Source organism: Acidobacteriota bacterium (genome assembly GCA_009691245.1).
GTDB lineage: Bacteria > Acidobacteriota > Terriglobia > 2-12-FULL-54-10 > 2-12-FULL-54-10 > SHUM01.
On sequence record SHUM01000003.1, the window covers coordinates 64,590 to 82,405 of the forward strand.

At 57.6% G+C, this 17,816-nt stretch carries 18 protein-coding genes and 1 tRNA gene; 12 read left to right on the forward strand and 7 right to left on the reverse strand.

What is annotated here, in order from left to right; genetic code table 11:
* Nucleotides 1–64 precede the first annotated feature (64 nt).
* Nucleotides 65–1,471, forward strand: a complete 1,407-nt coding sequence (locus tag EXQ56_01620; protein MSO19154.1) for a sigma-54-dependent Fis family transcriptional regulator — start codon at nucleotides 65–67, stop codon at nucleotides 1,469–1,471.
* Between the two features lie 405 nt (nucleotides 1,472–1,876).
* Here EXQ56_01620 and EXQ56_01625 read toward each other — a convergent pair whose 3' ends face one another.
* From EXQ56_01625 to EXQ56_01645, 5 genes are all read right to left on the reverse strand, one after another.
* Nucleotides 1,877–2,236: a hypothetical protein gene (locus EXQ56_01625; protein MSO19155.1), complete on the reverse strand. Its 360-nt coding sequence runs from the start codon at nucleotides 2,234–2,236 to the stop codon at nucleotides 1,877–1,879.
* 188 nt (nucleotides 2,237–2,424) lie between these two features.
* Nucleotides 2,425–3,162: an FHA domain-containing protein gene (locus tag EXQ56_01630; GenBank protein ID MSO19156.1), complete on the reverse strand. Its 738-nt coding sequence runs from the start codon at nucleotides 3,160–3,162 to the stop codon at nucleotides 2,425–2,427.
* Nucleotides 3,163–3,175: 13 nt separating this feature from the next.
* Entirely contained in the window at nucleotides 3,176–4,012 is an 837-nt protein-coding gene (locus tag EXQ56_01635) for a Stp1/IreP family PP2C-type Ser/Thr phosphatase (GenBank protein ID MSO19157.1), read from the reverse strand.
* A 276-nt stretch (nucleotides 4,013–4,288) separates the two neighbouring features.
* A complete protein-coding gene (locus tag EXQ56_01640) occupies nucleotides 4,289–4,561 on the reverse strand; it encodes a hypothetical protein (protein MSO19158.1) in 273 nt (90 codons plus the stop codon).
* A 136-nt stretch (nucleotides 4,562–4,697) separates the two neighbouring features.
* Nucleotides 4,698–5,504, reverse strand: a complete 807-nt coding sequence (locus tag EXQ56_01645; GenBank protein ID MSO19159.1) for a hypothetical protein — start codon at nucleotides 5,502–5,504, stop codon at nucleotides 4,698–4,700.
* Between the two features lie 225 nt (nucleotides 5,505–5,729).
* On the opposite strand from EXQ56_01645, the gene EXQ56_01650 reads away from it, so the two are divergent.
* The 8 genes from EXQ56_01650 (at nucleotide 5,730) to EXQ56_01685 (ending at nucleotide 10,884) form a co-directional block, all read left to right on the forward strand.
* Nucleotides 5,730–6,605 carry a triose-phosphate isomerase gene (locus tag EXQ56_01650; protein ID MSO19160.1) on the forward strand — a complete coding sequence of 292 codons (876 nt, stop codon included), beginning with the start codon at nucleotides 5,730–5,732 and terminating at the stop codon, nucleotides 6,603–6,605.
* 26 nt (nucleotides 6,606–6,631) lie between these two features.
* Entirely contained in the window at nucleotides 6,632–7,099 is a 468-nt protein-coding gene (gene secG, locus EXQ56_01655) for a preprotein translocase subunit SecG (protein ID MSO19161.1), read from the forward strand.
* Between the two features lie 127 nt (nucleotides 7,100–7,226).
* Nucleotides 7,227–7,311: transfer RNA gene (locus tag EXQ56_01660), tRNA-Leu, on the forward strand.
* A 246-nt stretch (nucleotides 7,312–7,557) separates the two neighbouring features.
* Complete coding sequence (locus EXQ56_01665; GenBank protein ID MSO19162.1) at nucleotides 7,558–7,713, forward strand: 50S ribosomal protein L34; 156 nt, start codon at nucleotides 7,558–7,560, stop codon at nucleotides 7,711–7,713.
* A 112-nt stretch (nucleotides 7,714–7,825) separates the two neighbouring features.
* A complete protein-coding gene (gene rnpA / locus EXQ56_01670) occupies nucleotides 7,826–8,278 on the forward strand; it encodes a ribonuclease P protein component (GenBank protein ID MSO19163.1) in 453 nt (150 codons plus the stop codon).
* A 55-nt stretch (nucleotides 8,279–8,333) separates the two neighbouring features.
* A complete protein-coding gene (gene yidD, locus EXQ56_01675; protein ID MSO19164.1) occupies nucleotides 8,334–8,552 on the forward strand; it encodes a membrane protein insertion efficiency factor YidD in 219 nt (72 codons plus the stop codon).
* On the forward strand, nucleotides 8,449–10,302 hold the full coding sequence (locus EXQ56_01680; GenBank protein ID MSO19165.1) for a membrane protein insertase YidC: 1,854 nt from the start codon (nucleotides 8,449–8,451) through the stop codon (nucleotides 10,300–10,302). Before yidD ends, EXQ56_01680 begins: the two co-directional genes overlap by 104 nt.
* Before the next feature lie 48 nt (nucleotides 10,303–10,350).
* Complete coding sequence (locus tag EXQ56_01685; GenBank protein MSO19166.1) at nucleotides 10,351–10,884, forward strand: single-stranded DNA-binding protein; 534 nt, start codon at nucleotides 10,351–10,353, stop codon at nucleotides 10,882–10,884.
* 178 nt (nucleotides 10,885–11,062) lie between these two features.
* Here EXQ56_01685 and EXQ56_01690 read toward each other — a convergent pair whose 3' ends face one another.
* Nucleotides 11,063–12,355 (reverse strand): HDOD domain-containing protein, encoded by a 1,293-nt coding sequence (locus EXQ56_01690; protein MSO19167.1) that lies wholly within the window; start codon nucleotides 12,353–12,355, stop codon nucleotides 11,063–11,065.
* 320 nt (nucleotides 12,356–12,675) lie between these two features.
* Between EXQ56_01690 and EXQ56_01695 the strand changes: the two genes are divergently transcribed.
* Nucleotides 12,676–14,265, forward strand: a complete 1,590-nt coding sequence (locus EXQ56_01695; GenBank protein ID MSO19168.1) for a chemotaxis protein CheA — start codon at nucleotides 12,676–12,678, stop codon at nucleotides 14,263–14,265.
* Between the two features lie 316 nt (nucleotides 14,266–14,581).
* Here EXQ56_01695 and EXQ56_01700 read toward each other — a convergent pair whose 3' ends face one another.
* Nucleotides 14,582–15,412: a response regulator transcription factor gene (locus tag EXQ56_01700; protein ID MSO19169.1), complete on the reverse strand. Its 831-nt coding sequence runs from the start codon at nucleotides 15,410–15,412 to the stop codon at nucleotides 14,582–14,584.
* A 337-nt stretch (nucleotides 15,413–15,749) separates the two neighbouring features.
* On the opposite strand from EXQ56_01700, the gene EXQ56_01705 reads away from it, so the two are divergent.
* Both EXQ56_01705 and EXQ56_01710 read left to right on the forward strand, forming a co-directional pair.
* Nucleotides 15,750–16,310 carry an XRE family transcriptional regulator gene (locus EXQ56_01705; GenBank protein ID MSO19170.1) on the forward strand — a complete coding sequence of 187 codons (561 nt, stop codon included), beginning with the start codon at nucleotides 15,750–15,752 and terminating at the stop codon, nucleotides 16,308–16,310.
* 833 nt (nucleotides 16,311–17,143) lie between these two features.
* Nucleotides 17,144–17,779 carry a hypothetical protein gene (locus EXQ56_01710; GenBank protein MSO19171.1) on the forward strand — a complete coding sequence of 212 codons (636 nt, stop codon included), beginning with the start codon at nucleotides 17,144–17,146 and terminating at the stop codon, nucleotides 17,777–17,779.
* Nucleotides 17,780–17,816 lie beyond the last annotated feature (37 nt).

The following is a 17,816-nucleotide window of genomic DNA, read 5'->3' on the forward strand; positions in this document are numbered from 1 at the left end:
CATTAGTCTGCGGAGGAATTGCGTTTTGGAGTCTCAATCTACAATTGGAGGGCGCTCGGCCGTCTTGCCGGAAGTCTTAATCGTCGAGGATGATTTCGCTTTCTCGCAGACCATGCTGGCACTGCTGGAGGCGGAGGGGTTCGCTGCTGAGGCCGTAAACTCGACCGCCGATGCGCTCGATCGGTTCTCGGCGCGTTCCTATCCCATTGTCATCTCCGACATCTACATTGACGAGCGCACTGGGCTGGATGTGCTGCGCCGCGCGCGCGCCGTGGAGCCGGAGTGCGCGGTGATCCTGATTACCGGGCAGGGATCGCTCGACACCGTGCTGGAAGCCACGCGCGCCGGTGCGTTCGATTACATCGCCAAGCCCTTCCCGCTCGACCGGCTGGTGCAGACGGTGCGCAATGCCGCGAATGCCTGGGCAGCCCGCCGCCAGAACTCGCTTGATGAGACAGCGACTCTCCCTGGCCCCGGCGAATACTCACCAGCGTTGGTGGGCCACTCCGACGCCATGGTGGAGACGTACAAGTTCATCTCGCGCGTGGCCGACTCCGACGCCACCGTGCTGCTACAAGGCGAGACCGGCACGGGCAAGGAGATGGTGGCGCGGCTGATCCACCAGGCCAGCCCGCGGCGCGCGCGGCGCATGGTGGTGGTGGATTGCGGCGCGCTCTCCGGCTCGCTACTGGAAGCTGAATTGTTCGGCGCCACGCGCGGCGCCTACACTGGCGCGGATCGTGATCGCACGGGGTTGCTGGAAGCCGCCGAGGGCGGCACGGTCTTCCTGGATGAGATCGGCGAAATGGAGTGGGCCTTCCAGCAGCGGCTGCTGCGCTTCCTCCAGGAGCGCGAGGTGCGTCCGCTAGGCAGCAACACAGCGAAGAAGGTAGATGTGCGCGTAGTTGCCGCCACAAACTGTGATTTGCGCGGGATGGTCGCCGAGAAGAAGTTTCGCGAGGACCTCTGGTATCGCCTGCAGGTAGCCACCTGCCAGCTGGCGCCGCTGCGTGATCGCCGGCAGGACATTCCCGAACTGGTGAGCTTCTTTCTAGCGAAGTTTGCACGTCAGGCCGGCACCCAGACAAGCACCTCATCCGTTCGCGCGCTGCGCTTCAGCGACGACGCGCTGGTTGTGGCTCAACAATACGGCTGGCCGGGCAATGTGCGGCAGTTGGAGAATCTGCTGGAGCGGCTGGCGATTCTGCACTCCGGTGCGGTGGTGGATGCGGCGGGATTGCGCAGTGCGCTGTCGGCGATGGACCCCACTAGTCAGAGCCAAACCAGCCCGCATCAGCCAGGATCGACGATAGCCGGCCCTGCGGAGTCGCTATCCAGCCTGGAAGAAGACCACATCCGCAGGGTGTTGGAAGCCACGCGCGGCAACAAAACTCGCGCGGCGGAGATTCTCGGCATCGAGCGCAAGACACTCTATCGCAAACTTGAAAAGATGCGTCTGGCGCATTCCTAATGCGGTCGAGGCTCTGTTTGCGGCGTGTGTCATTCTGACACGCCCGCCAAGCAATGTCTCAATGTGGTGGGGCGGAATGCTACGGTTGGATGTTCCAACCTTGTTCGCGAGCCGGATACTGCAACAAATTAAATCAATGGGATGCGGGCGATGTGGCGGACACGTCAGTTTTGGCACACCTCTTGCACTAGGCAATGGTAGTTCAGAACAAACGATTGCGAGCCAGTGGGCTTGGTGGATCGGGAGGGACATAGGGCTGCTCTCCCTAGTCAATGCGGACCCGACCTGCCGAGTTCACTGGCTCTCTTTTTTTCCCAAAAACAATTTTCCAATAGCCATCCTGTAACTACGGGTTTCCCGCCCGCTCGGGATGACGACTCTGGGGTATGGCGCCGCAACGTTCCGTTACAGGTTTTTGATTCGGTTCTTGATTTTCTCGGCCAATTTTTCGATGGCCTCGGCCTTTTTCATCGCGCCTAATGACATTTCGTCTTCCGTGGTGGCGCGCAAAATGTCGCGCAACTCGGTGCTCATCTCCACTAATTGCCGCGACTCCTTCTGCATCGCTTCGAAACTTTCCTTGAGCATGCGCCTGGCGAGCTTCTTGCGAGGATCGTTGGGATCCGTCTCGTCGTGGCGGGAATTGGTGGATGGGAGACGGGGGCTGTTCCGCTGGGCCTGACCCACCCAGGCGGCCCCCAGCAGTATCCCGATCACCAGTATCATGATTCGCATGATGGCGTTTCGTAAACAGGTGTTCTTCATGATGCCCTCCTCTGCAGGGACAGTGCATCCGCGGCCCGAGTAGCGGCCTTCTGGCTCTCATCATACAAAATTAATGGGCGGATGTTGGAGGATTATTCAGCGAGCAGGCAGGTCGCGCGAAGGACGAACCAGGCCGCGCTCGTGAGATTCTGCGACTGGGCATTCTTGGACCGGGAGTACGCCGACCCTTACTCGCGATAATGGAAACGCAGTTGAACTTTCTTGATTTGGATGATGTCGCCCTCATTCAACTCCTGCGGCGCGGTCAGCGCCTCCGAGTTGACCTTGGTTACACCGCTCACTTCCGAAGGAGCAATATCAAAATGCCGCGCGCCGCGGCGCGTGATGATCGCCGCGACGCGAGGCAGGAACCATCCCTTTAGGCGCACGGTGGCGGATTTATCTTTGCCGATGACGTAAATTTTTCTGGTGAGAATGTATTCCGGCTGATTGGTTTTTCCAGACTGAACCACCAGACAGGCGATCTGTGTCTTGGTCTCCGGATTGGCACCCTCGGCGATGGCGGTAGCCTTTGCCAAAAAATCGCGCCGTTGCTTGGTGTCCAATACGACGGTCTGGTCGGCGCGCGCCGCATCCTTGGAAATATCCATCGGCATCATCATCAGAATCGAGAGGCCGCCTTTTTCAGAGAATTCGAGCGAGTGCTTGCCGATGACGATCTGATCGCCTTCTTTCAGGCTGCTTTTGCGAATGCGCTGACCATTGAGAAAGGTGCCGTTGAGGCTGTTGAGGTCTTCCACAACGAAGGTGCGCTCTTCCACGGCCACGCGCAGATGGGTTCCGGAGACGGCCAGATTGTCGATGACGATCTCATTGCCCGGCGCACGCCCAACCGTCATGGCCGACTTCTGAATTGGGTATTCCCTCAGAACCTTCGATTCGTATTTGAGGATTAGCGTCGCCATCTCTGTTAACCTCTCATTGCTTTTCCAAGCCCAGCCATTTCCTCCACCCGCTGCTAGGCGATGGCATCATCCGCACGACAATCACGGTGGTATTGTCCTCGCCGCCTTTGTCATTGGCAAGCTCTACCAGCTTGTCGGCGGCCTGCTGCGGATTGGTGATCTGCGCCAGCACGGCGGAAATCTGCTGCTCGGTTACCATGCGCGTCAGTCCATCAGAGCAGAACAGCAATTGATCGCCCGCTCCAATCCACAGTTCGTCGAGGTCCACCTGCACCGTAGGCTCGGCGCCGAGGGCGCGCAAGATGACGTTGGCCAGGTCGGACTCCTCGGCCTGTTCCACGCTCATCAATCCCTGCCGTACCTGCTCCATCACCAGAGAATGGTCCTGCGTGAGCTGCTGCAACTGCCGTCCGCGGAAAAGGTAGATGCGGCTGTCGCCCACGTGAGCGATGCTGAGAATATTTTCTCGAATCTGCCCAGCCACCACGGTCGCACCCATTCCGGCGGTGCTCGCATCTTTCATGGCATGTCCGTAAATGACCTCATTCGAAATCCGCACGGCGCTGGCCAGACGATTGGTTAATGGCGTGAATTCTTCGCGGTACTCACCAAAGATATCGGTCCGGGAGTTTTTGTGCTGATGGCGGCAATGCTCAATAATTGATTCCACGCCCATGCGACTGGCCACTTCTCCGGCAGCCTGACCGCCCATGCCGTCGCAGAGCACAAAGAGGTTGACCGGAAGCTCCACCGCATAGTGGTCTTCGTTATTGGTCCTTATTAGACCCACATCTGATCTTGAACCGACCGCTATCCGCAAACAGCCCCCACGCGCGGCGCCAGGTTCCATATGCCCGGCACATGCCACACGCCAATCCTAGCCGACAAAACTCTACCCGCTGCAGAAAATATTCGGTACTACCAATGCTGGTGGAAGTTTCACCACTCATTAGCTATCGGCCAGCGACTACCAGTTTGCCATTTTCACGTACCGATTTACCGCAGCTTTGCCGTACTTGATTGTGTACACGAGCAAAGGTTCTGGGTAGCAGGTTGGATCAAAAATGCGGCTGAGTATGGTCGCTGGGTAGGGCGTAATTTGGATGTTCGCAATCCTCGGGTGGGGCTACATCTGCACGACGGATTGGATGCCGGAGATCTCGAAGCGTTTGCGGCAGCGGGGGTTGGAGCAACCCATCATGTCGTCCTTGCGGACTTTGTAGGATTGAAACTTGGCGAACCGGGCGCGATCCCTTTCATCGGCGCGTGGCGGTAGTTGTGTCCGTTTCGTGCGCACGGCCCAGCGCAGATGATACTCGGCCTGCTGACGGCAACTGGGGCAGTTCAGCGTGGCCGGGTAACTCTCTTCGGTCTCGGTGTAGAAATCGCGTTCTTCCATAAAAATAAATGACGAGTGGCTAGTAACGAATGGAACAGTGGAAACTATGAGTGACTTGCGCTGACTCATTACTCATCACGAATCAAGCGGCGCTGTTTTAAGCCAAGTCCATAAGCCCGGCCCTTAAGACAGGGCCTTAAGACAGCACCACGCCGACTTCGGTTCCTTTCCCGGTGCCGACGGCTTGTGCCGCGGAGGCACGATTCGAGGCGATCTCAATGAAGCCCGCGCTGCCGACAATGGCGAACACCTCGCCTTGGGCGCCCTCGGCGTAGGCCTGCCTGACCTGCGTAACTTCACACTTGCCGACCACAATCTTGAACGGCTTCGGATCGAGTCCAAAGATCTCCGGTACATCGGCGGGAGTGAGGTTGGTGCGCAGCGTCCCAAAGCGATCCACGTGGATGATCACACCTTTGACCAGCTTTTCGTTCAGGCGCTTGGGCGTGGGAGGCGCGTAACGAACGTGATCGGTGATGGGCTCGCCAAACTTCTCCGTTTCCACGCGACGGCTCAGCCAGCCCGCCACCGGCGCAAAGATATCGCGGCCATGAAATGTGTTGCTCACTGGTTCCAGATAGTAGTGAGTCGAAGTAATCGCCCGCACGGTAATGCCTTCTTCTTTGGCGAGAACCACGGAGAGTACGCCGTTATCGGGGCAGATGAAATGGTAGCGCCCAGCCGTTACCAGCAAGGGACGCCGCGGGGTGCCTACGCCGGGATCGACCACAATCAGGTGAATAGTGCGCGGCGGAAAATAACTGTATGCCTGAGCCACCGCGTAGGCGGCCTCCATTACGTCATAGGCGCGGATGTCGTGGGTGATGTCCACCAGCTCGGCTTCCGGATTGACGTTGAGGATGGCGCCCTTCATGATCCCCACATAGGGATCGCTGGTGCCGAAATCCGTGGTGAGTGTAACGATGCTGCGAGACAAGAGCACCTTTCCCTTCTGGCCTGAGAACGCGGACTATTTTCGCGAGGATCAATCGCGAGTCAACTCGTGGAGTGAACGCCTCGTCGTGCTTAACCTATTGCCCGGTAGTCAGCTTTCCCCGGCCTTCCCCAAGAGTCTGAAGCCGATCCTGCCCGCTACCGGCGTCTTCTTAGTGAAATTATCGGAGCGGTGCAGGGAAGTCAAGCCGACGCGCTCCGATTGTTTGCAATGATGGACGCCCGGCGGGAGAATCACAAGCCGGTTGCCGATACCGGGAAGATTTACTTATTATGGATTGGCACCACCGGTATACCACATGGGAGAAAGACATTGACTGTGTCCACTAGGAAGCCGGTGATTGCCGGAAACTGGAAAATGTACAAAACCATCGCCGAAGCCGAGGCGTTCTTCGCCGAGCTGGCTCCGCTGGTGCGGGACGTTGTGCGTGATGGGGAGCATTGCGAGATGGTCATCGCGCCTCCGTTCACCGCGCTCGGCCGTGTCGTGCAGGCGGCGCGGGCGGCGCATGTTGAGATCAGCGCGCAGGACCTTCACTGGGCGGCGCAGGGGGCGTTCACCGGCGAGGTCTCCGCTGCCATGCTGGTCGAGGCGGGATGCACATTCACGCTGATTGGCCACTCCGAGCGCCGGCAATTCTTCGGCGAAACCGACGAAACAGTGAATAAAAAATGCCGTGCCGCGCTGGCCGCCGGACTGTGTCCCATTGTTTGTGTGGGCGAAACGCTGGCCGAGCGCGAGGCTGGCGAGACCGAGGCGGTACTGACCAAACAGCTCGCCGGAGGCTTGGCCGGGTTGACCGAACTCCAATTCTCTCCTATCATTGTGGCTTACGAGCCGGTATGGGCCATCGGCACGGGCCGAACCGCGACGCCGGACATGGCGCAGGCAGCACATGCGTTCATCCGGCAGCGGGTGGCCGCGCAGGTAGCCGCGTCGGCGGCGGACAGCGTGCGGATTCTGTATGGCGGCAGCGTCAAGCCGGACAACATTCGCGGTTTGATGGCACAGCCGGACATCGACGGCGGCTTGGTGGGCGGCGCCAGTCTGGAAGCGAAATCCTTCGCCGCGCTGGTACATTATAAATAGTGAGCAAAAGCTAGAAAGAGATTAAGATGATCGCTTTATTAACCACCATCCATATTTTAACGGCCATCGTGCTGGTCCTGTCCGTCCTGCTGCAGAGCGCTAAAGGCTCTGACGTGGCGGGGGCCTTCGGCGGGATGGGCAGTCAGGCGGCCTTCGGACCGCGAGGTACGGCGACGTTTCTGTCTAAAGCCACCATCGTGATGGCGGCGGTGTTCGTGATCACCTCGGTTTCGCTGGTGCGTCTCGGCAGCGACACGGTTGGCGGCGGAGATTCCGTGTTGAGCGAAGAGCCCACCGCGCCAGCCGCGGCATCTGCCCCGGCAACTCCCATACCGGCTGGAGCGATTCCAACACCTACGGCGACCGTCTCCACAGGGTCCGCCGATGGCAGCCCTGCGCAAACAGCGCCAGTAGTTCAGAGTATAAAAATTGTGAATCCTCCTGGGGCGCCTCCTGCTCCAACTCTTACCTCCGTTCCGAAAAGCGGGCAGTAGCACGGAAGAATCATCACGTAAACGCCCGTCTTCCTATGGATTTGCGTTACAGGGCAGGCCGGAGAATGGCCGGATTGGGGAAAGTGCCGGTCAGGATGCCGGATGAGTCGCACAAAGTTTTCCCTTCGCGGGAGTGGTGGAATTGGCAGACACACCATCTTGAGGGGGTGGCGCCGCGAGGCGTGGGGGTTCAAATCCCCCCTCCCGCACCAAATTTGAGTTGATATTACGTCGTCTGAGGTTCGCAACCGTCATCCTCAGTTTTTTCAGAGAGTGGCGGGAACCGTTTTTTTTCTTTGTTTTTTGATTGTATGCCAAGCCGCTAGTTTAGGCGCGTGTACTTTTACAGTCGCCAGCAGCAGCGGAACCAGCTATACTGAATGTTTCGGGTCAATCGGGCGGGAAAAACTGTGCCGCCCTTCGCCCTCCAGGCCAATTTGTAGAAACGAGCAAGAATCATGCCCAAGAGAACTTTTCAACCTAACCGCAGGAAGCGCGCCAAGACGCACGGGTTTCGTATCCGCATGCGGACCCCGGGCGGCAGGAAAGTCCTGGCGCGGCGGCGCGCGCAGGGCCGTAAGCGCCTGACGGTTTCCGACCCCAAGAGCACCTAGTGCTTGCGTAATGCTGTCCCTGCGTGTTTCCTGTAGTTGATGATGGGAATCACCTTGGCATACCGGCTTGGGGCAGACGAACGTGGAGCGGCCAACTCGCTTGAATCATCCTATGCCCTCCGCAAATCCCGGCCCACAGGCAGCGCCACGGCCAACCCCAGGGATGGCCAGTGGTGTTTCCGTGGTTTTTCCAGCGGCGGCTCATTTGACGCGCACAGCCGACTATCGCCGTGTATATGACCACGGCACCCGGCGGCAATATGGCTGGTTGATGGCCTTCATCCTAAAAACGGGAAGTCCGGTCAGCCGCGTGGGCCTCACGCTTCCCAGCCGCTTCGGGAACGCCGTGAAACGCAATCGGATGAAGCGCCGCTTGCGCCACGGTATTGCCGCTTGCATGAATGACTTGCCCGCGGGCTGGGACATCGTGCTGCATCCGCGCACGGCCGGGTTGACCTTGGATTTTGACGAGCTGATAACCACGCTGAGGCGTTTATTTTCATACTGCGCGAAGACCGCGCCATTCGCGTCCTCGGTGGGGCGCCCGGCAGCCGATGCAAAATGATTGACTGGCTGTCGTTCGCGCTCAGTCTTTGGTTTGCTGGGTTGCACGTAGGCATATGAAAATGCTGAAGACCTTGATCCTCGCGGCACTGAAGTTTTACAAGGGCGCGCTGTCGCAGACGATGTTCGCGGCCTGCAAGTATCATCCGACCTGCTCGTGCTACGCGATGGATGCCGTGGAGAAGTACGGCCCGGCGAAAGGCTTGTGGATGGCCGCTGGCCGCGTACTGCGCTGCCGTCCGTTTCATCCCGGCGGATTTGATCCGGTGGTTTAGCAGATCATTCAAACTCATGGCTAAAAAAGAACTCAGTCCCGAGATGCGTGTTGTCCTGGCGTTCGGGCTTTCGCTGCTCATCCTGTTGATCTCGCGGCCGCTGCTGGTGCGCGATACTCCTCCCGAGGAGAAGCCGGCGACGACGGCGGAAAGCGCGACGACGGAGATCCCCGCAACCACGCCGGAAGCTTCTCCCGAACCCGCTTCGTCATCCGCTTCCACATTGCCACCCGGCACCCTGAAGCAAGGGGAGCGTGAAGAGACCATCACCGTGGTGGGCGATCTCTATCGCGTCGAGTTCTCCACGCGTGGTGGCGCGGTGAAAAGCTGGAAGCTCAACAATTTCAAGGATGAAGAAAAGAATCAGCTCGACCTGGTCAGCGAAGCCGCCGCCAAGTTCGGCGATCCGCTCAGCCTGTGGGTCTCCGACGCCGGCGTCCGCCAGGAGGCCGGTCGCGCGATCTATCTGGCGACCTCGTCCAAAGGCTCGGCGCAGGGCGAACTGAAAGCTCCGGTCACGCTGACCTTTGAGTTTGCCAACCAGCGGCTCGCCGTGCGCAAACAGTTCACCTTCGCGCCGGACAGTTATGTGGTGGGCGTTGAATCAGAAGTCTCCATTGGCGGCACCCCGCAGGCCCACCAAATTGCATGGCCGGGCAGCTTCGGCGATTCTCACGACATTCAGGTAACCGGAATTCAGGCCGCGGTGGCTTACCTGGAGAATGAAAAAGTCGTCCACGTGCTTCCGAAAAATGTGGAGGGTGAAGAAAAGTCTGTAATAGGCGCGTTTCCCTTCGCAGCTATTCAGGACCACTTCTTTACAGCGGCGTTTCTTCCTAACCAGGCCAACCAGGACGGACAGAGAAGTCTGCGCGTCAGCGCGCTGAAGAGCGAGATCAAGCTACCCACGCGCGAAGACCCGGTTCCCGCCGTAGGATTAGCCGTGGGCAACGGTGCCGGCGCGGCGAACCGCTTGCGGCTGTTTGTCGGTCCCAAGGATTCGCGCATTCTGCCGGGAGTTGATGCGTCCCTCGGTCCCCTGATCGACTACGGGTGGTTCACGGTGATCGCCAAGCCGCTTTATCTGGGGCTGCGCTGGATACACGACAACATCGTGGCCAATTACGGCTGGGCCATTATCCTGTTTACCGTGGTCATCAATTTGTTGATGATCCCGCTGAAGCTCTCCAGCCTGCGCTCGGCGCGCAAGATGCAGTTGATTGCGCCGCAGTTGCGCGCGATTCAGGACAAGTACAAGAACCTCAAGATGAAGGATCCCAAGCGCCAGCAGATGTCGCAGGAGACCATGCAGCTTTACCAGAAGCATGGCGTGAATCCTGTGGGCGGATGCCTGCCCATGCTGATCCAACTGCCCTTCCTGATCGGCTTCTATAATGTGCTGCGCTCCAGCATTGAGATGCGCCACGCCGCGTGGATCGCGCCCTGGATCACCGATCTGTCCGCACCGGAGGACATGGCCATCCGTTTGCTGCCGCTGTTGATGTGCGGAACGCAATTCGCCCTGCAAAAGCTGACACCGACCCCGGCCGCCGATCCCATGCAGCAGAAGATCATGATGTTCATGCCCGTGATGATGCTGTTCTTTTTCTGGAGCATGTCCACCGGATTGGTGCTTTACTGGACTACGGGAAACCTGGTGGGAATCGCTCAACAGACTTACTTCAACCGTACAGAACTAAAGAGCGAGATCGAGGCCAAGCAGGCCGCCAAGAAAAAGCGAGGAACTTAAATAGTAGAACCAGAGTTAGAAACCAAGTTTGAAAACAGGTTAAATTTCATGACCATGTTGGACCTTTCCGTCGCTGTTCCCCTCCTGGATGAATTTCTTGAAAAGATGGCCAAGGCCGCGCGCCTCGACTTGCGCTTCCGTGTGCAGGCCGCAGCTGTACCTGCCATAGAGTCGGCTCCCGCGTCGTCACCTGTGTCGTTGCAGGCGTTGGGCGCGCCGCAGATTTTGGTCGAGTGCGATGGCCCGGACACGGACATTCTGCTCGGACGCGGCGGAGAGTTGCTGGACGCCTTCGAGCATATGGCCGCGAAAGTTTTGCGCCTGCACTCCGATCAGCAGAGTTTGGTCTCCTTCGATAGCCGTGATTTTCGCGCTCTGCGCGCCGCGGAACTCCGCCTCATGGCGGAGGCCGCCGCGGAACAAGTCGAGCGCTCTGGCACGCCCTTCGAGTTGAATCCCATGAACTCGCGCGACCGCCGCATCGTCCACCTCGCCCTGAAGGGCCGCCCCAGCGTGCGCAGCGAAAGCGACGGCGCCGGCGCACACCGCCGCATCATAATCTTCCCGCAAAAATCAAATTAGATAATTTTATCCGCCTGGCGTGACAGAGCCGCGACCGGAAGGGAGCGGTGGGCGGGTCTATTGAAATGTATCCGTAGCCGGATACTACGCCGGACGGTTTTGCTGGCCGCGCATCCAATACGCAGGATGGCTTCCCCCGTCCGCTCCCTAACGGTCGCGGCTCTGTCGCGCGGCCCTGTTACGTTAGGCGGTGAATCTGATGGGCCCAGTCCATGGCCGTTAGATAGCTCTCCGGAATCACCCGGCTATCAATGCCGAGAATGCTGGCCAACTCTTCCGAACGATCCCAATCAGCGCGTTCATAGGTGTCCACCATTTGCAGAACATCGTTAAAAGGCGATTCCGTGCCTGCGAGCGCCTCCTTGATGTCCGCGGCCACGGGGAGTTGCGAGAGAACCTCGATCATCGGTTGATCGAGAATGGCGTCGAGGCGGCTGAATAGACCGAGCAGGAACAGGTCGCCTTCGCGGTTCTTCATGCCGAGCTTGGGTGCCATTGATTCACACCAGGACGCGCGCAGCAGGCAGGAAATCAGCAGCTCCTCCGGCTTGTCCTTGCCCATCGAGGCCAGGGCCAGCAAGGTAACCCAGCGCTTTAGTTTCTGCTCGCCCAGCAGCGCAATGGCGTGGCGGATCGAACGGATCTCTCCCCTGAACCCAAAGACCGGCGAGTTGAGGTAGCGCAGCAGCTTGTAGCACAGCGCCATCTCCGCTTTGATGATGCGCTCCAGTTCGCGCGCGTCCAGATGGGGCCGGTAAATGGCGTGCAACAGGCGCAGGTAATTCCACTTGAAGGCTGGAATATCGCGCCGCGCGATCATCTCCGGCTTGCTGAAAAAATATCCCTGAAATAGTCCATAGCCCAGCCGGGCCAGCCGCTCGAACGTGGCGTAGTCCTCCACTTTTTCCGCCAACAGCGTGATGCCGCGTGGCGCATATCGCCGGACCATCTCCATCTGCTCACGTTCGCCCAGTGCGGGAAGGTCTACCTTGATGATGTCGATCAGGTCCGGGAACTGGGCTGGCCGACTGCAATCGGTTACGTCATCAAGCGCCAGCATGTAGCCGGCCTGCTTCATGCGCCGGCAGGCAGCCAGCACGGCGGCGGAGGCCGGAATGTCCTCGATGATCTCAATCACCAGCTTGTCGGAGGGGATGAACGCTTCCACGCCGCTGGTGAGCAGTTCACGCGGAAAATTAATGAACGCTTTGTGATCCCCGGTCAGGCGCTCCAAGCCATGCAGCAGCGCACTGTCGGCGATTACGTTGCAGGAAGCCGCGGCGGGATCGGAGGAGTCGAAGAAATTCTTGCTGCTGGAGCGGAACAGCAATTCATAGCCAAATAAATTTTTCTGGGCGTCGAAGATCGGCTGGCGCGCCACATATTTTGTTTCCGCCAGGACCGCCTCTGGCGGCGGGGCGGGTAGTAATCGTGATGTTCGACTGGTTGGCAACAGAGTGACCATCTGCAAATTCTTCTCCGGGAACCTGCATCGGCCAGAACGGGTGCGCGCTTGAGAGCGAACCGAGCCGCGACCGAAAGGGAGCGGTCACTCAGAAAGTCAGCGGCCTCTAGGAATGGTCCCCCAGTTGCAATGGTTATTGCGGTCATGACGGGAGTCACATAACGACGTTGCGAAAATCTGCAAGCGACCGGGTAGATTTTTCATCTCCGAAATTTGCTGGCCGGAAATTTAATGGCGCGTGAACTCCCGCCGATAGGGTCCGGTAGGTTGGATCAAATTCAGCAGCGTGATCGGCAGGCGCGTCCGCGCAAAAGAGGATTGGAATCATGGGTGAATTCGATGGCGTCATACAGGAATTTCTCGTCGAGAGTTACGAAAATCTCGACCAGCTCGACCGCGATTTCATCGTGCTCGAAAGCCATCCCGAGGACCGCGACAAACTGGCCAGCATCTTCCGCACTATTCACACCATCAAGGGGACCTGCGGATTCTTAGGATTCTCCAAGCTGGAAAAAGTTACCCACTCCGGCGAAAATTTGCTCGGCCTGCTGCGCGACGGCAAGATTCACTTGACCACCGAAATCACCACCGCGCTGCTGGCCATGGTGGATGCCGTGCGCGAACTGCTGGCGCGCATTGAAAAGTCCAACGAGGAAGGCGACGGCGATTACTCCACGGTGATCCGCGCGCTGGACGCGCTGCAAACGGGCGCCGCCGCCGTTCCCCCAGAACCAAAGCCCGCGCCCAGCCAGACATCAGTTCAGCCGACGACCGCCGCCGCCGTTCCCGCGTCGGCCACAATACAGGAAGACGAAACATCTGTTTCCTCTGCGTCTTCCGCCCCCTCTGCTTCATCTGCCTCCTCTGCCTCCGACAACCGCCAGCCCGCCGTGGCCGACTCCTCCATCCGCGTGGATGTGAGCGTGCTCGACCGGCTGATGAACTTGGTGGGCGAGCTGGTGCTGGCGCGCAACCAGATACTGCAATTCAACGCCGCCCGAAAGGACGCGCTGGACGCCTCCTTCACTTACACCACGCAGCGGCTGAACCTGATCACCACCGAGCTGCAGGAAGGCGTGATGAAGACGCGCATGCAGCCCATCAAGAATATCTGGCAGAAATTTCCGCGCGTGGTGCGCGACCTGGCCATGGCCTGCGGCAAGCGCGTGCGCATCGAGATGGAAGGCGAGGACACCGAACTCGACAAGACGCTGATCGAGGCCATCAAAGACCCGCTCACGCATCTGGTGCGCAACTCGGTGGATCACGGCCTGGAGCGTCCCGATGTCCGCGCCGCCAACGGCAAGCCCGCCGAGGGCCGCCTGCTGCTGCGCGCTTATCACGAGGGCGGGCAGGTGAACATCGAGATCAGCGACGATGGCGGCGGCATCAATCTGGACGCCGTCAAGCGCAAGGCCATCCAGAATGGCGTGATCAACGCCGCGCAGGCCGACCGCATCAGCGAGCGCGAGCAGTTGAACCTCATTTTCCTCCCCGGCTTTTCCACCGCCGAAAAAGTCACCAACGTCTCGGGGCGCGGCGTGGGCATGGACGTGGTCAAGACCAACGTCGAGAAGATCGGCGGCACCATCGACCTGCAATCCACCGCCGGTCGCGGCACCACGGTGAAGATGAAGATTCCGCTCACTCTGGCCATCATTCCTGCGCTGATCGTCAACAGCGGCACCGACCGCTTCGCCATCCCGCAGGTGAGCCTGCTGGAACTGGTGCGGCTGGAGGCCGACGAAGCGCGCCAATCGATCGAGATGATTCACTCGACGCCGGTCTACCGTCTGCGCGGCAAGCTGCTGCCCATCGTGCATCTCGGGCGCGAGCTGGGCGTGGCCGGCAACGGTCACTTCCTGGAGCATCTCGGCGACGAAGCCAGGGTATGCACTTTCCACCATATCAACTAGCTCATTGCTATCAAGATCTGGAAGAATCTGGTCAACCAGAAGTACTTGATGACAATTTGCGCCGAGCGCGGCGAGCGCGCTCGCTCCTCCGCTGACGCTCTCGAATTGGCCGGCAGGAATCCTCTGTCTTGCGATCCATTCTTGAAAGGCGGAGTTTCCCGATGCCACCAATATGGATATTTTTGAATCCGCTGAGTAAAGATAAGAATGCTCTTCCAGGAGCATTTGCTGTTGGTCCATGTATATCCTCGTGGGCAATAGAAACTTGTTACGCTTTTTCCGCTGTTGAAGCGGCTAGTGTTTTTTTTCAATTATTTTATGATGCGCGGATTTCTGGAGCATTCGACAGCATCGGCGAAAAATGAGCCCCAACAGTTCCCAACTGATAACCACATCCACGAATGGTGTGGATTAGGCGGCGGTCTTTGCGGTCCCCAATCTTCTTACGCAAATAATTAATGTATACATCCACAATATTTGTCATGGCATCCACCGATGAGTCGGCAATAATTTTCCCAGGTAATCCGGGAGCATCATGAGATATCCGATTGAAGTCGCTCCCCATGGCGTCTCCAATGGCGTTACCCGATGAACCCCAAACGCGATTCATTATCATGGTGCGTGAAACCAGCCGGCCGGAATTCTGCATAAGAAATTCGAGTAGGTGAAACTCTTTCGGGGTTAATTCGATGGACCGGCCATCCCGCAGGACCCTCCGTTCCATGCGGTTCATTTCAAGGTCTTCTACTTGCAGTAGCGCTGCTGGCGGTCGGGCCTGACGGCGCAAGAGAGCCCGGATTCGGGCGGAAAATTCGAAGTAAGAAAATGGCTTAGCCACGAAATCGTCCGCGCCAGAGTCGAGCGCGCCAACGCGATCCTCCACGGTTGTGCGCGAGGATAGTGTCAGAATCGATAAACTCTCGCGGGTCAATCGTATATCCCGCAAGAGTGCATGCTCGCTTCGGTCCGCTTTTGATCCCACCAGCATGTCCAAATCGAGAATGATAAGATTGCAATCCACTCTAAGCACTGCGGGCATTATTAGAGAGCGCTCACCAACCACATGGACAGAGTGATTTTCGGCTTCCAAACCTTTGCGCAAAAAAGTGGCAAGCGCGGCGTCGTTTTGTGCGACCAGAACAGTCATTCGATTTTTCCCCGGTTCTATTGCTTGGTCTTAATTGCTTATCCACTCAACTTCGATGGTGTACTTACGCCAGACGGTAGCGATCTCAACAACCGCTTGCGATATTCAGATGGACTCAACGGACTCATCCTTATCGGGCTTTCTGACGATGGAAAAGAGAGGATCCCGGATGGAATATTTTTTAATCGCGGAATAACAAGATTAGAGGCGCGCCATCGCAAATGGCGCTTCACGTGCAGGTGTGAAATTGTGTTGAAATCTTCGGAGTCAAGTCCCGGGATGTTGTCCCTCAGTTTGGGTGTCGGGATCCATCCTTCAAAAGACAGGTGGTCATCGAATGACGCTGCAAACCCATTCGCCTGTGCGAGAACAACGAGCCATAACTGCAAAGCGTATGGAACCTGACTTCAGAAACAGCGAATATGCGGAGCGTATCTATGAGGACTTGATAATTCTCAAGACGATCATTCGATGCGCCCCATGCGGATTAGTTCAGTTCCAAACGAGATCTGGGTTTTGTCGCCGGTGCGACCAGCCCCTGATCCAGGCTCAAATTGAGGAATCTGGCAGACCATTCAGTCAAGATGAGGTTGAGCCAAAGCATTTAAAAACGGAGACCATATGCCGCAGAAAGGATCATTCTCACAAAAGCCGCAACGAGTATTCCTCTGCCCTGCGCCGGGCCGTTGCGCGCCAAACGCGCGAGTGCCGGCAGCGTCTGGGGTTTTCTCAGGCCTTGCTGGCCCGGAAGCTTGGCATCCCGCGCAGCTACTTATCACGAGTTGAAAATGAATACCTACTCCCCGGTCCTGTAATGCTGGCGCATATTGCGAAAACTTTGCGGGTTGACTTGACATACTTCTGGGCCGGATTCGAAGCCTACTCCACTTCAAATTAGAATACAGCAACCGAGGAACTCTTGAGACTGGGAAGCCAGCTCACAGTCTCAAGGTTGCGATCCGTAGTCCAAGCCGCAAGCGAAATGGCCGCAGTATCCAGAAGTGGAGCCTCCAATCAACTTCCCAGCATGACTTAAGAAGAATGGCTGAGATCCTAATTTCTCCTTCGTCGCTGTTTGGAATGCCCGCAAGTCCTCACCCGAGAACCGCTGGACTCCTTGCAAGGTTAAAGTTGGCAACCACCTATTATTGAAGCCGCACGAGCCTCTCCAGGCCTGTCCAGATCGCGCGCAGCTATCCTTTACATCCAAATATTCCCCAAAGTCTGCAACTTCACGGCCTGATCAAGAAGTCCGCGAGCAAGTCGCTCCGTTTTGGTTGCGCATTGCTGGACTTTGAAAATTGTGGAAGATGGATAAAATTCTTGAAACCAAAATCCATTTGGCGAAACCGCTATTGTTAACAGAAACGGGGAATCGGCTTGCCCCAGAGGCTCGACTCATGCAAAATGGGCGAGCAGCAAAGAGGGCCAGCAAATTTTTACTTTACAGGCCATAGTTCTGCATGATATTAACCTAAGTCTATTTCGCTTCAAGCTAGGTGTGCAGAATGGGTGCCCAGCTTCCAGTGGACTGGCTGCGGCAGGGAGTGGAATTTTTAAGAATTTGCCCAGGTGGCGAAGTTCCAGAGCAGCTGAAATATTTCTTGAAGAGAACGGTGTGAACGAGAGTCCGCGTTACCTGCGGTGTAAATTGGTAGTAAATTAATGGTTGATCTTTACGCTGATCAGGTGGACACTTAGAAGATTTTTGGGTAAGGGGGAAGAGGAACCATGGCACGAAAGAGAAAAAGCCACAGTTGGACGATTGCCAAAATTTTGATTGGTATAGTCCTGGCCGTCGTAGCATATTTGGGCTTGACCTACGGTTCGCTGCTCAAGGAGATGGAGGCGGCATCGCAGGACTACTCGCGGGGAGATATGGAGGCGGCCCTCAAGCGCTACGAAACGGTTGAGGAGAAGCTGCGCAGCTTCAAAGCGCTTCGCGTGATACCGGCAGGCGACAGGCACAACTTGTTCCTGAATCAGGCGCGCATGCTGTACAACATGAAGCAGCTCAACGATGCCGGCGAGCGTTTGGAAAAGGAAAACGAGATCTCCGGAATCACCACCGACAGCCGCTTCTTCCTGCTCCGCGGCAACATCAATTTCAAAAAGGCCGTTGCCACCTATCAGCAATCCGCCAAGAAGGACGCGAACCTGCTTGAGGAAAATTTGCTGGGCGCCGAGGACAGCATCCGGGAATCTTTGCAGATGGAGCCGGGTGATTGGGACGCCAAGTTCAACTACGAGTTTATTAACAATGTTCGCAAGATGCTCTCCAGCAAGGATTCCGAGAAGGTTAAGCTGCTGATGGAAGAAGAAGCCAAGCCGCAGACCAAGGAACTCCCGCCGGAGCTTGCGGGATAACTTCCAGATGGGAATATAGCGGAATTGCCGGGCCGGG

Excerpts from the sequence above, each read along its gene's own strand:
- EXQ56_01625 (MSO19155.1), bottom strand. The coding sequence starts at position 2,236 with ATGAAGAACACCTGTTTACGAAACGCCATCATGCGAATCATGATACTG.
- EXQ56_01630 (MSO19156.1), bottom strand. The coding sequence starts at position 3,162 with ATGGCGACGCTAATCCTCAAATACGAATCGAAGGTTCTGAGGGAATAC.
- EXQ56_01635 (MSO19157.1), bottom strand. The coding sequence starts at position 4,012 with ATGGAACCTGGCGCCGCGCGTGGGGGCTGTTTGCGGATAGCGGTCGGT.
- EXQ56_01640 (MSO19158.1), bottom strand. The coding sequence starts at position 4,561 with ATGGAAGAACGCGATTTCTACACCGAGACCGAAGAGAGTTACCCGGCC.
- EXQ56_01650 (MSO19160.1), top strand. The coding sequence starts at position 5,730 with ATGGACGCCCGGCGGGAGAATCACAAGCCGGTTGCCGATACCGGGAAG.
- secG (MSO19161.1), top strand. The coding sequence starts at position 6,632 with ATGATCGCTTTATTAACCACCATCCATATTTTAACGGCCATCGTGCTG.
- EXQ56_01665 (MSO19162.1), top strand. The coding sequence starts at position 7,558 with ATGCCCAAGAGAACTTTTCAACCTAACCGCAGGAAGCGCGCCAAGACG.
- rnpA (MSO19163.1), top strand. The coding sequence starts at position 7,826 with ATGCCCTCCGCAAATCCCGGCCCACAGGCAGCGCCACGGCCAACCCCA.
- yidD (MSO19164.1), top strand. The coding sequence starts at position 8,334 with ATGAAAATGCTGAAGACCTTGATCCTCGCGGCACTGAAGTTTTACAAG.
- EXQ56_01680 (MSO19165.1), top strand. The coding sequence starts at position 8,449 with ATGCCGTGGAGAAGTACGGCCCGGCGAAAGGCTTGTGGATGGCCGCTG.
- EXQ56_01685 (MSO19166.1), top strand. The coding sequence starts at position 10,351 with ATGACCATGTTGGACCTTTCCGTCGCTGTTCCCCTCCTGGATGAATTT.
- EXQ56_01695 (MSO19168.1), top strand. The coding sequence starts at position 12,676 with ATGGGTGAATTCGATGGCGTCATACAGGAATTTCTCGTCGAGAGTTAC.
- EXQ56_01700 (MSO19169.1), bottom strand. The coding sequence starts at position 15,412 with ATGACTGTTCTGGTCGCACAAAACGACGCCGCGCTTGCCACTTTTTTG.
- EXQ56_01705 (MSO19170.1), top strand. The coding sequence starts at position 15,750 with ATGACGCTGCAAACCCATTCGCCTGTGCGAGAACAACGAGCCATAACT.
- EXQ56_01710 (MSO19171.1), top strand. The coding sequence starts at position 17,144 with ATGGCACGAAAGAGAAAAAGCCACAGTTGGACGATTGCCAAAATTTTG.